This is a genomic window from Kosakonia radicincitans DSM 16656 (assembly GCF_000280495.2).
GTDB lineage: Bacteria > Pseudomonadota > Gammaproteobacteria > Enterobacterales > Enterobacteriaceae > Kosakonia > Kosakonia radicincitans.
Genome location: NZ_CP018017.1, coordinates 52,980 through 66,143, shown reverse-complemented (window position 1 = coordinate 66,143; position 13,164 = coordinate 52,980). Strand labels below are relative to the sequence as shown.

At 43.3% G+C, this 13,164-nt stretch carries 13 protein-coding genes; all 13 read left to right on the top strand.

The annotated features are described in order from the left end of the window. Nucleotides 1–247: 247 nt before the first annotated feature. Nucleotides 248–1,012, top strand: a complete 765-nt coding sequence (locus Y71_RS30280) for a single stranded DNA-binding domain-containing protein (RefSeq protein ID WP_016241581.1) — start codon at nt 248–250, stop codon at nt 1,010–1,012. 75 nt (nt 1,013–1,087) lie between these two features. After that, complete coding sequence (locus tag Y71_RS28435) at nt 1,088–2,644, top strand: recombinase RecT (protein WP_007372238.1); 1,557 nt, start codon at nt 1,088–1,090, stop codon at nt 2,642–2,644. Nucleotides 2,645–2,701: 57 nt separating this feature from the next. Then, nucleotides 2,702–3,811, top strand: a complete 1,110-nt coding sequence (locus Y71_RS28430; RefSeq protein ID WP_007372239.1) for a lambda-exonuclease family protein — start codon at nt 2,702–2,704, stop codon at nt 3,809–3,811. 371 nt (nt 3,812–4,182) lie between these two features. Then, the gene (locus Y71_RS28425; RefSeq protein ID WP_007372240.1) at nt 4,183–4,560 is read left to right on the top strand and encodes a hypothetical protein; all 378 of its coding nucleotides are present in this window, start codon (nt 4,183–4,185) and stop codon (nt 4,558–4,560) included. 59 nt (nt 4,561–4,619) lie between these two features. Beyond that, entirely contained in the window at nt 4,620–5,699 is a 1,080-nt protein-coding gene (locus tag Y71_RS28420; protein ID WP_007372241.1) for an AAA family ATPase, read from the top strand. A gap of 59 nt (nt 5,700–5,758) precedes the next feature. Continuing rightward, on the top strand, nt 5,759–7,114 hold the full coding sequence (locus Y71_RS28415; RefSeq protein ID WP_007372242.1) for a DUF3150 domain-containing protein: 1,356 nt from the start codon (nt 5,759–5,761) through the stop codon (nt 7,112–7,114). Nucleotides 7,115–7,178: 64 nt separating this feature from the next. After that, nucleotides 7,179–9,092, top strand: coding sequence for a VWA domain-containing protein (locus Y71_RS28410; protein ID WP_007372243.1), 1,914 nt, complete (start codon nt 7,179–7,181; stop codon nt 9,090–9,092). A 63-nt stretch (nt 9,093–9,155) separates the two neighbouring features. Further along, nucleotides 9,156–9,656, top strand: a complete 501-nt coding sequence (locus tag Y71_RS28405) for a hypothetical protein (RefSeq protein ID WP_016241579.1) — start codon at nt 9,156–9,158, stop codon at nt 9,654–9,656. 55 nt (nt 9,657–9,711) lie between these two features. Then, nucleotides 9,712–10,020, top strand: coding sequence for a hypothetical protein (locus Y71_RS28400; RefSeq protein ID WP_016241578.1), 309 nt, complete (start codon nt 9,712–9,714; stop codon nt 10,018–10,020). A 10-nt stretch (nt 10,021–10,030) separates the two neighbouring features. Beyond that, nucleotides 10,031–10,258: a hypothetical protein gene (locus Y71_RS28395; RefSeq protein WP_016241577.1), complete on the top strand. Its 228-nt coding sequence runs from the start codon at nt 10,031–10,033 to the stop codon at nt 10,256–10,258. 282 nt (nt 10,259–10,540) lie between these two features. Continuing rightward, a complete protein-coding gene (locus Y71_RS28385; protein WP_016241576.1) occupies nt 10,541–10,801 on the top strand; it encodes a hypothetical protein in 261 nt (86 codons plus the stop codon). A gap of 311 nt (nt 10,802–11,112) precedes the next feature. Continuing rightward, nucleotides 11,113–12,233, top strand: a protein-coding gene (locus tag Y71_RS28365; RefSeq protein WP_085950818.1) for an IS3-like element ISSen4 family transposase whose coding sequence is annotated in 2 segments (ribosomal slippage) — nt 11,113–11,371 and nt 11,371–12,233 — 1,122 coding nt in all. Because the reading frame shifts where the segments join, the coding sequence is not laid out codon by codon here. Between the two features lie 228 nt (nt 12,234–12,461). Next, nucleotides 12,462–12,983, top strand: coding sequence for a hypothetical protein (locus Y71_RS28355; RefSeq protein ID WP_007372245.1), 522 nt, complete (start codon nt 12,462–12,464; stop codon nt 12,981–12,983). Nucleotides 12,984–13,164 lie beyond the last annotated feature (181 nt).

Sequence of the window (13,164 nt, the reverse complement as noted above, 5' to 3'; positions counted from 1 at the left end):
TTTCGGCAACGCGCCATCCCTGAATGAATAAGTTCATTCGCACGGCTTCCCTACGCCCATAGAATTCGACACACGGTGCATCATGCATCGTGTTTTCTGCGCCGTCGAAAAAGGTGTTTTTCCTCTTGTTGAGGATACAGTGAGTCCAGCACTCTAACTGGATGCTTCACAAATCTTTCTAATTTTTGTGCCTATAGCACTAAATCATTTTAACTTTTTTAATTTAAAAATTTATGAGGTATAAACTATGCAATCCAGAGCAAAGGGTATTGTTGCGATAGAACCTAAATATGTGCCTGCATCTAACAATGCAGATTCATATATTTATTTCCGTTTGCGCTGTGACATGTCCATTAGCGGCAAGTCTCAGACCGAGTTCTATTCGATAAAAGCATTTGGTAAAGTCGCGGATTTTCTACGCGATAATATTCAAATGAATACCGAACTGTATATCGAAGCATTAGCTCGATCATTCCGTTATACAAAACATGGTATTGACCAAATGAGGACTGAGTTTCATGTTTTCATGGCTCGAATCATTCAGACTGGTCAATCAATAGATACCCGTGCAAATGAAACTGTAAAGCCACCATCTACATCAACCGTCACTTCGCTATCCCCTCAAGTAGCGCAAAAACTTAAGGACGATATGAAGTGGCAGAAAATGTCTGATGAAGAGGTAAGAACTGCTTCTGAAAAATGGAGAACAGTATATGCCGAGCAAAAGCAGCTGCACCCTGGAAAAGAGTCTGTATCACCAGACAACAATAAAAATTCAGTAGAGAAGATACCAGAAGCTTCGCCGAAGCTGGATGCTAAGAATAGAGCCGTGCAGACATCACGTCCGCAAGCCGCAACCTCTAAGCACCCTGTCAACATGCAAGCCTGGACAAATCTGCCAGCCGATAATTCGACAGCAGCCGTTATTGTAGCTCGTATGAAACTTAATGAAAAATTAAGCTCCTCCGGGCAAGTAACTTTAACTAACGCATATTCATCAGTTCGCGGTTGATATGACTGGTTGCTGATTCCTCAGCAACCTTCTTCTTTTTTAATCTTATAATTTATTTAATTTAATGAGGTATATATGTACTCAAATAAATCACGTAGTTCTGGTTCATTCTCAAACAACAATAAAGGGAACACCGATATTGTCGTTAAGATAGACAGCATTGCTCGACATATGTTGTCGCTCGAAAAGATGTTTGCATCCGCAGGTTCCAGTTCACCTCACATCTCATTCGAACGTGAATGCGTTTTTGCAAAACATATTGTCAACAATAATAACTACTTGGCTGACATAGCAGTTAATAATCCAAAGTCCTTCGAAACAGCATTCCTTCAGCTTGCAAGTAGCGGCCTTACTCTTGACCCGGCGCAGAAGCAGGCTTACCTGGTTCCACGCGATGGTCGTGTCATTCTTGACGTGTCCTATATTGGGCTCAGCAGGATGGCCACCGATGAAGGTTTATGCGAAGACATTGTGGCTGAATTAGTTTTTGAAAAGGACTCATTTAAAACCAATGGTCGTCGTTCCAGCCCAGACCACGAATTTGACCCCTTTGCTTATAAAGGGGGACTCGTTCTCACAAACACCGATCAGGGTGCTTTAGGAGATCGAGGCATGTTCAGGGGGGCTTATGTCGACTATTTAATGAAGGATGGACGTCATCTGGTATTTTTCATTGACCTTCAGGATTTAGCTCAATCTCGGGCGAAATCCGAATCTTGGGCAAAAGTGGAGAAACGGCAGTATTCACCGTGGACTCAGTTCCCTTGGAAGATGGTGCTCAAGTCAGCTATTAAGCAGACCATACACTTAATTCCTGGTAACCGTACTCGCCTGAGTTCAATGATTGAATATCTGAACACTGCTGGTGGTGAAGGTTTCCGTACAGCAACAATACCCGTCGCAGCTGCTGAAGCTGAAATGGAGGTTAGACAAGAAGCCAGGACGGCTGGTAATACGGATACTACAATCCGAACTGCAAAGTCTGATGATAAAGTTATTGAAGGTGAGTTTAATAAGCTCCCTGAAGAACCTGATTCAACCGAGCAGCAGGACATCAAGAGCAATACACCAACCGATGTTTACGATACGGCTGAGGGAAATACACCTCCAGCTGACGTAAATGGTTCGGCTGATGATATTCTCCCTCCACCCGGAGAAACCAATGGGCAGTCCAATGAAGAAATGTCTGAGCATCCCGGGGTCAGAAAATGGGCTGAACGCAGAATTAAAAAGTTAGTAAGCCGGGCAGAAAAGACGCTTGGATACGAAACTATTTTAAACGATGCAAAAAGCAGTTTCGATCTGAATGAAAGTGAGCTGGCATTCGCTCGCTTATCTTTAGAAAAATCCCGTCGGTCACTTCTCAAAAATCATTTAACTAACGCAGTAGGTAGCTTCGATTTTACTCAAGTACTTAACTTCATCGAAAAAATGGGTAAGGGTGAGTTTAAAACCGACGCGGCCAAATGGGTCGGTGAAGTCCAAGCCGAATCAATGGAAATACACAAGTTATATCTTGAGGCTGTTAATACATCTGATTTTGTGAGGCTCAATGCCGCTCTCAACAATGTGACATTTCCCCCTCTAAAAGAAATGGTAGAAGGTCTTATTGAAGATCTTCTGGCCGCTTAACTTATCCGGCAGGAAACTGCCGGTTTAACTTTCTAAATTTATCTTAAGGTGATCATTATGTCTGACATTTATGAAGTCGTTGATGTTGTGCAGGGCTCAAAGGAATGGCTCGAATGGCGTAAAACTGGTGTGACAGCAACATGCTCCCCTATTCTGTTAGAGGAGGCTGGTGCAACTAAAACGCCCTACGAACTCTATTTGCAATACGCTGGCCTGATTAAGGCAGAAGACCTTTCTGTCATTAAACAGGTTGATGCTGGTAAAAAGCTTGAAGCACTTGCCAGAAGTTACTGCGAAAAAGAGATTGGACAAATCGCCCTGCCTTTCTGTGTAAGGAACAAAAAGTATCCTTACATGATTGCTTCGCTGGATGGGCAGTTCGACGATGGTTCAATCCTTGAGATAAAGAATCTTTGCGAGAGCAAACATCTTTCTATTCTTCAGCTTGAAACCAAATCGCCAGAATTCCGTTATTACTACTGGCAAGTTCAGCACCAGCTGCTGACAACAGGCGCACCCCAGGCGTATCTTGTGTTTTGGTCGGCCACTGACCAGACCAAGGTCTTTAAAATTATGCCTTCGAAGAAAGCGTTTTATCGAGTCCAGGTTGCCTGCGAATACTTCTGGAATAAGGTTCAGACAAAAACAGCTCTACCGTTTGATAAGGAAAAAGATATTTTGCTTATCTCTGACCCTGAAATCATGTCTCAGACACAAGGCTTTAAGCTTCCAGACGACCTCGAAGCTCGTGTGGTAGACATAGCCAGACAAGTTGGAACATTGCAGCAGATGGAGAAAGAGTTGGCTTTAAAGAAAAAGCAGTTCGAAGAATACCAGAACGCGGTCAATTTATTGATCCAGGGTCTAGGTGCTTCTATTGGCTTTTCCTATAACGAGCTGGTTAGAATCGATGGCTTTGGCTTTCGTTTTCTTCAGTCTCGCGTACCGGAAAAACCGAGCTACAAACGAATCTGCGATAAATTATCTATTGACCCCAAACATCATCCAGAATGTTACGGTCAGTCATCGGTACGAAATTCGTTAAGTACCTATGAATATAAATCAACTCTGACTGATACTGTCTACATTCCTTTGGATGACACTTCCGTACTGGTATCTCCTGGTGCAGAAGAGACAGACTCAGCCCAACAATACGTTGTTTTTTAATTATTGAGCCCAGTTTAAAACTGGGCTTTTTTTTTGCTTGACCAATTACACATCCTTTATTATCTTTAAATAGCGGCTTAGTCCGCTTAACTTCAGGCAACTGCCTTTAAACACCTTCTAAATTCGGCGCTCAAGCCACTCCTGAATACCTCCTGGTATTCACAAGGATTTCTTTCGCCTAAACAAATTCGATAGCCTGCGGCTCTCATAAGCGGCAGGCTTTTTTGTCCGTCGAAAAAGGTGTTTTGTTGTCACGTAGACAACAACAAGTGCCTCAGTCACTCCCAAACTGAAACTAGTACCTAACTTCAGCCTTCATGCAAGGCCTAATTCATCTAATTCACTAATCTTTTTAAATGAGGAGTCTGATCATGTTTCTTGTAAATATGACTGCATATCTTGCATCCCCAGAACAACGGGAAATGGGCGTTATTGATGTCGATCAGCAAGTATCACACGCATTACGTGAACTGTTGACCTTTAATACCTGTCCTTCAGAAGATGTTATGACCGATAAAGCTAAAGAATTTGCTGAAATCGCTACATCACTCTGTAATAAATATAAGGCTGATGGTGTACTTGTTTATGCCAAAACCTATTTTATGCCTGTTCTGGTCTCTGCATTGAGAGCCAGAGGCATCGTTTCTTATGTAACGTATGCACCAAAGGTTACCAGTGTTGATAACAGTGGCAGTGTTAGCCGCAATTATAAGCATGTCGATTTAGTACGTGCTGATATTGCTGCATAACATCATTCTTCTTAATTAATTTTTAATTTTTAAATCTATCTAATTTAATGAGGTATATCATGACTACTAATTTCGCAAACCTGTCTGTTGAAATCATGGCGCGCTCTACACCTGTCCACCCTTCTGTATTTGGTATTGTTGTTCCAGATCATCAGATGGATAAAGTTAAACCGTTCCAGGGATTTGACTCAGCCAATCCATTTAGTGCATTCGTGCCTAAACAGAATGACGACTATGTTTTTGAAGCGTATTTGCGTTCATCTGTACTGATGTGGATTAACTATCCACAAAATCAGTCTCTGTGGATCTCTGGCCCAACAGGTTGTGGCAAAACCAGTGTTGTCGAACAAGTAGCAGCAAGACTTAACTGGCCTGTCATGAAAACTACAGCTTCACAAGACCTGGATATTAACAATCTCATTGGCGGTCTCCGGCTTCAGTGTAATGAACTGACCGGTGATACCAAGACTGTTTTTGTTCATGGCCCACTGACGCTGGCGTACAAGTATGGACTGATTTTCCTACTCGATGAGTACGATCAATTAGACCCATCCTGTGCCAATGCCTTTAACGCCATCCTCGAAGGAGGGAATTTAGTTATTCCTGAAACCAACGAGGTAATTAAACAGCACCCGAACTTCAGATTTGTTGCAACGGCTAACTCAATTGGTCAGGGCGATTTTACTGGCGTTTATGGCGGTGTGAAAACATTAAATGTGGCCAACCTTGACCGCTATATGTTTATCACTGCTGACTATATGCCAAAAGAAACCGAGACTAAATTGATTACCAAATATATCCCCGACACCAAAGTCGCGGAGAAATTTGTTGACGTTGCGAATATGATTCGCGGTCTTTTTGTAGGCAAGAATATCACCGGTGAAATTGACACTAGTGTCAATACTAACAGTGCAAAACTCCCGGACGGTGTTCTTCCCGACACTCGTTTATCAGTAACGTGTTCAACTCGTTCGCTGGTGGCCTGGCTTGACCGCTACTCAATGATGAAAGCTGCAAAGATGCCACGTGCATTATTAACAGCTTTCGATTATCAGATTGGTAATCGTGCATCAGCAGATGATAAAAAATCTTTGCATCTCATCGTTGAAGCTGTATTCGGTTCTGAAGCACTTAAATAAAACCCCGCTTGGGGTTTTTTAATTCTTTTTAAATCAATTTTAAATTAATGAGGTATGTCATGACTATCAAATCCAATGCCACTCAGGTTCTGGAACAACTTATTCTCGTTTCTCTTTCTGATATCACCAGTATTAGTGGTCGTCGTAAGCTGAAAAGAGAAGATCTTGGTAACAGTGCTGATTTGCCACCTGATGTACTTGTTTCATTAGGTAGCAAGAAAATCATTGACCCACAACTCATCAATCCATTTACCCGCAAGAAGAATTCAGCTCACGCTTTATGTCTTGAAGCGGGTATTAAATTTATGGGAGGCTATGCAATTCCAGCCGACAAGGTTAATGATTTAATTGGTAAACTGAATGTACTTAAGGGCGAGTTTTACGATTACAAAAAGGAATTTATGAAAGCTGATTTTAATAGCTGGATTAATTCTTTTGAAGAAAAGTATCGCTCTATACTTTTGCGTGATGCTGCGATCGATTTGTCTTATATGGATAGCCAGATACAATTTGGCTTTACTGCGATTCATATCACACCTTATGGTAACAGTGTCATTCAGGATGGTTTAACTGGGCAAGTTAAAAGTTTAGCGGATGAAGTTTATGAGGATGTGGCTGATGTTGTTGAAGGTTTCCTTAAAAACAGGAACCCCGATGCGTTTTCTCAGCACACACTAAATCCTTTACGCCGCTGCGACGATAAACTCGCTTCCCTAGCTTTCATCGCACCAAGCGTCCAGTCTCTTAGCGACTATGTTAATCAGGTAATGAAAGACATTCCGCTAACCGGCAAAGTGACGGGCAAACCTTATAACGACATTCTCTCTCTCCTCAATAACCTACGCGACCCAATTCATGCAAAACAGTTTGTAGAACTGCTGTCATCAGCCAGTACTACAGATGGTAACGATGCGATTGACCCATCACTTTCAATGAACCTTATTGGAGATGATGATGCCATGACTTTAGCGGCCATTTCGGCAACTCAGGTTCAGGTAGAAACGCTTCCTCCTCCGCATACAGATGCGTTTGCATCTGCTGTGGTAGTAGAAGATCCGATCGGATTGCAAAGCGTTGATTCACTCGCTGAAGCCCCATCTGTTCTGGTAGAAATCAATGGTTCAGCTGATACGTCTTTGGCAATCGAACCGGTTAATACGTCGGCTGATACTGACGTTAACGACTTGTCCGATACCCAGGAGCATGGAATTGTTAATGACGCTGTAATACCGGCGTTTAGTGCGGTTATGGTCGATGATGATTCATTTTTGGGCGGTGATTCGATTGTACCCCGCTCTCTGCCAGACTCAGCTCTTATTTCGGGTTTGGATTCTGAAAAAGTCATTGATGGAAAAGAGCCTGAAATTGTAATTTCGTCTTCACTCGATGATGACGAAACAATAATGGTGTTTTAAAAATAAAAGGCCCACTCCGGGCCTTTTTTCTAATTAATCTATTTAAATTTATTGTGAGGTATATATGGGTATTTATAATTCCCTTCCTATTGTCGCACGTGCATTAAGCTCTCAGATTGGTCTTAATGTTTCTGTTGGCGGCAATGAAGCATATGCTACGGAGACTGGTGCTGGTTTTCTTATTAACCTTCCATTCTTCAAGGACGCTGAAATGTTGGCAAATCCGTTATTAGGGTATGCCGTACATGAAGCAGCACATATCCGTTTCACTGATTTTGGTGATCTTAAGATATTCATTCAAGAGCATATGGAGTCGGATAAATACAACGTTGAGGTACTTAGACACCTGGTCAATCTTTGCGAAGATTTGCGCATTGAACGTGCGATGAGTTGTCGCTATCCAGGTACATTGAAGTATCTCAATTCACTGAATCATTTTTTGTTCAGTGAAGAAGCGGAATCCTGTGATAAAGCTTCATCGGTATTTCTGGATACCCTGCTTACTTGTGGTTTGAACCGCTTCAACGGTTTAACTATCCCAACAAAGCAAGTGCGTGAAGACTTTGAACGCATCTTCGGGCTGGAGCTGTACGACAAAGCTATGACGGTTATGGCTGAAGCAGTACAAGCAACCTCGATTAAAAAGGTGTTTGAAGTTGCATGTCGGTTATATGACCTCGCAGTAGATGCATTTAACGAAACTAATGAGCAAGAAGAACCTCCGCAGGATGATAATCAGGGCGCTGATTATGGTGACAGCAAAGGCGATGACAGTTCGTCAGAGCCGGGCCAGTCATCCGACAGTTCTGACAAAAATGGGGATGGCCAGACTGTAAGTTCAGGCGGTAATGGCGGCTCGCCGTCATCGTCAGCCGGTCAGAATGGGCCTTCTTCAGATCCTGATGGTAATACCGGTGGCGCACCAGATAAAGAACATGGGCAAAACGATAGCGATGATGAAAACGATAACTCATCGTCAACGTCAGCTAATCGTAATACTCCTGCTTCCGACTCTGGTGACAACAAAGCCGGAGCTTCCCAACCGGGCTCAAATGCTTCGGGTGAAGCTTCTGTCGTTAACATGTCCCAGGGCGGTAAAGACCCTTTCGAAGGAACCACATCGAATGACCTTGGCCGTACTGGACAGAACACTTCAGATAAGCTCAATCAGTTAATCAAAGACAAAGTACCCCCGCATCAACGTATCGTTTCACCTACTCCATATTCAGTAGCACCTGCGAAGCGGCACGATACCGGTAATGCATCCGTAAGTTTAGGGGTGCAGATGGCTACCGGGTTACGCCAATCACTTCATGGGTTGTTACAGGGTGTAAGAGCGGTGAGAAGAACACATCGTGAAACTGGTCGTAAGCTTGATTCTCGACTGGTTACCAGTGCCATGCTGGGCAATACGCGTCTTTTTAAACATAAGTCCAAGGCAGTAGATGTCAGTTCTGCTTTTACTATCCTGCTGGACTCTAGCGGGTCAATGAGCCGGTCGGTTAAAGAGGCTGAAGCCGCTGTTGTATCAATGTTGTATGCGCTCGATGGTATTCAGGGGGTAACTACCTCGGCATACCATTTCCCACACGCCGCACATAATAGCGTAGGTCTGTTAAAAGGACGGGAGCAAACTTTACGGACAGCTATAGGAACTCATCAGTTTGGTATTGGTACGCAAGGCTGTACTCCTCTTTGCGAATCGTTATGGCCTGCACTTGCAGACCTGACGTCAGCTAAAGCGGATCGCCATGTATTGGTTATAGCAACTGATGGCCAGCCTGATGATATGGCTTCTGCGCGAGCGATGATACAAAGCGCTAAAGATGATGACATCATCGTTATTGGCATCGGTTTCGGTGATGCCAGTGACCGCATGATGAAAAGTCTTTTTGGTGATACCGGTGTTTCTGTCGGTTCTGTTTCTGCCTTACGTAGCAAACTCTTTGAAGTAACCCGTAAAGCTCTCATGTCTTAATCTGTATTTTAATTTCCGTTTTAGCTTTCTAAATTAATTTAATTTATTTTAAAGGTGATCATTATGTCTGCAACCGCAAAATCTAAAGTGGTTCACGAAAATCAACTCTCATTCATGAGTATTTTCGATGCCACTGAAAGTGAATATGATCTGATATCAGCCGATTCAGAACATAATTATGAACTTCGTTTTTCATCAAAGATGGCTTACGAAATAATTCGGGATAGTATATATATCATGACTGCATACCGTAGTACTGGTGAGCAGCGTGTGGATGAAATCCTCTGGATTTGTTCGGAAGAAAATCAGGAAGACTTATGTTCATTTACGAGTTGCTGCAAAATAGCGGGTCTTGATCCATTCGAAACCCGGATGGAAATCCTGCACGAGTGGTCAAGTGAATTGGCAAAACAAGCAAGACTGATTGCGTGTCATCACTTTACTGCTCCCACTAATATGGAACATGTTGCATCCCAACGTATTGGATACGAAAAATACAGAAAAGCGTTTTATCACACTTATCCTAAAGAGGCTGCGAAGCCGCTTAAGAATAAACCTCTGTAATAATACAAACGCTGACTTCGGTCAGCGTTTTTTTCGTGCCACGCTGGAGACTAACATGAATATTTTAAAACATGACTTCGATAGTTCCTCTGAACTGCTACAAGCGGGTTTATTGCTTAATCAATTGGAGGATCTAATAGGGTTTATTTCCACGAATGAGTTCAGGAAAACCTCAATCAATCAGTTCATTGAGGTTGAGGCATCTGAACTTATGGTTTTTAACCTATGGCATCCGATGTGTCCCGATATCACTGAGGTTCATTTCTTCCGTGATATGGATTCAAATTGGTGGCCATACAAGATTTATGAACTCATGTCTGATATAACCACCCAAACCCAATTCATTCCTCGGGTAAATCAATAAAGGTGACATCATGATTCATTATTGGGTTAAAGTGAGACCCGGTGAAACAGATATCCTCGCACCTCTTCGTCATGGGGTTCTCGCCATAAAATATTTGGATGGAGCGCCATTGCTTTTCCAATGGCCTCCTGAAGAAGGATGGACGTTCGAAACCCTGGATAAAGTACAGCCTTGTGGTGTTGAGTTTGGGGCCGATGCATATATTAATGATGTATGGATTGGTACTACAGAATTTTAATCTTTAAAGACTGAATGTCTGGAGTCTCATTTAATGGATATCCCATGCATTTTGTTTATATCAAATAGTCGGCATTATGTAATTACTGAAGACTCTGTTATCGCTTCATGGCCATCACGTTCTGATAAAGAAAGTGAGATCATTCAGCTTAATGACGGTCGGATTATTACTGCAAACAATGTACGACGATTTAACTTCATCGACATTTCAAAGATCGAAAGCCTGACGGCGATTGATGATGGAATTGTCTTTTAACTATATAGATTAATAACTGGAGTCTGTATGAGTGGCTGCGCGTTGATAGAGTATAACAACCGCACCGCCAGAATACGCGGTGAAGTTGCACAAGGCGATAAGCATTATATTCAGTATGCTCTCGCTCACTGGGCTGTCATTGCAATCAGGATTCGCAATACAGACCATCATTTTACCCGATTGCCGGTTGATGAGTGGATTGAAGGAATTGCAAAACAAGTAAATCCTTCTGAGGCTCGTGAGCAGATATTTAATGCTCTATTGCGGTGTAAGCCGGGTATCTTCTAATTCATTTAATTTATCGAGGTATATATGTTTCATTCTGAAACCGAGGATATCTATGGTTTTGTGTCTGGCGATATGTCATTGCGACCTCATTCAATCGATAGAGATTTGCAGGACTTAAGGTTACTACTCGCCGATATGGATACCATTAATATTCTGAACGAACGAGGGATAGGAACTCAGAAAACCATCTTTCATGTAACACAAAATGAGTCGAAGGCATTAATGCTGGTTACTCGTTTATGACCTGCTCCCCGTTGATTAGTACACCCCGATGTTAGTAATGTCTTCATAAGCCACATGAGGACATCCCCATGAAGAAGCGTTTTTCCGACGAACAGATCATCAGTATTCTCCGCGAAGCCGAAGCTGGGGTACCCGCCCGTGAACTCTGCCGCAAGCATGCCATTTCCGATGCCACGTTTTACACCTGGCGTAAGAAGTATGGCGGTATGGAGGTGCCTGAAGTTAAGCGCCTGAAGTCGCTTGAGGAAGAGAACACCAGACTCAAGAAGCTGCTTGCCGAAGCCATGCTGGATAAAGAGGCGCTTCAGGTGGCTCTTGGGCGAAAGTACTGACGACAGACCAGAAGCGGGAAGCCGTGATGTTGATGTGTGATGCGACCGGTCTGTCGCAACGTCGTGCCTGCAGGCTTACAGGTTTATCCCTGTCGACCTGCCGCTATGAGGCTCACCGTCCGGCTGCTGATGCGCATTTATCAGGGCGCATCACTGAGCTGGCACTGGAGCGCAGGCGTTTTGGCTACCGTCGTATTTGGCAGTTGCTGCGCCGTGAAGGGCTTCATGTTAATCATAAGCGCGTGTACCGGCTTTATCACCTCAGTGGCCTGGGCGTAAAACGCAGAAGACGTCGTAAAGGGCTGGCAACAGAACGTCTGCCGCTGCTCCGTCCGGCGGCGCCCAATCTGACCTGGTCGATGGATTTCGTCATGGACGCACTTTCCACCGGTCGCAGGATCAAGTGTCTTACCTGCGTCGATGATTTCACAAAGGAATGCCTGACGGTCACTGTTGCCTTTGGGATTTCAGGCGTTCAGGTCACGCGTATTCTGGACAGCATTGCACTGTTTCGAGGCTATCCGGCGACGATAAGAACTGACCAGGGGCCGGAGTTCACTTGCCGTGCACTGGATCAATGGGCCTTTGAGCATGGTGTTGAGTTGCGCTTAATCCAGCCGGGCAAGCCAACGCAGAACGGATTTATTGAGAGCTTTAACGGACGATTTCGCGATGAATGTTTGAATGAGCACTGGTTCAGCGATATCGTTCATGCCAGGAAAATTATTAATGACTGGCGGCAGGATTATAACGAATGCCGCCCGCACTCCACGCTGAATTATCAGACACCGTCTGAATTTGCAGCGGGCTGGAGAAAGGGTCATTCTGAGAATGAAGATTCCGACGTTACTAACTGAGTGTTGTATCTAATCGTGGGGGCAGGTCATTTAACTTACTGCCAAGGTGGTGGACGATTTACTCACCCTGAATGTGCTCTTCTTGTTGAACAGATAACTGATCTAGGACGTAAGTTGGGTAATAAACATTTCGATGCGGCGATGAATGAAGCAAAACGCTTTATAGCGAATGAGGCTGACTTCATGAAAGAACAAACTGTCTGGTAGAAAATTTCTAAGGAGTCACTCATGTATACTTCAACTACTGCTAAATCAGATCATATTGATAGCTTTAATAACGCACAAAACCGTATGTTGATGAATTACGAACGTGATGAGTTTGAACAAGCTCCCGCTGCCGTACTTTATGATGCTGTCGGTGCTGTCGTAAACGATGAATCTGATATTGATATAATTTTTCGCCTTATGGATATGGAAGGAGAAATGTTGTTTCTCCGCGCAATGAAAAACCTCGGTTGCCAAGAGAATGTTTTTTATTACGCATCTGAATCTGGTGCGGTGCTGACTGCTAACGATGCAACGTTGCTTGAATTTGCTTATAACCTGGGCAAACATATCAGCAATGAGTTCTTTACGCGTTTCTTGCGTAATTCTCAGTTAGCCCGTGAACTCATCGGTAACATCATTCGTATAGGCAACGATGCCCTTAAATTTCCAGATGACGGCCTGAATACAGTATTTGAATGCTGTGTGATGGAGAATTCATCCTGGAAGAACCAAGGCCATTTTAAAGATAACTTTGGTCTTTAAAGCATCTAATTCTTTTAATTAGCTAACACAGAAAAACCCAGTCTTCGGACTGGGTTTTTTTGTATTTGCTGATTTCAAATCATGTAAACAAAACGGATGCACATGAAAATTACTTTTGATTTTTACAGTCAAAACGTTGCCATTTTTGAACTTGTTATTTTAACCCATATGGCAAACTAAT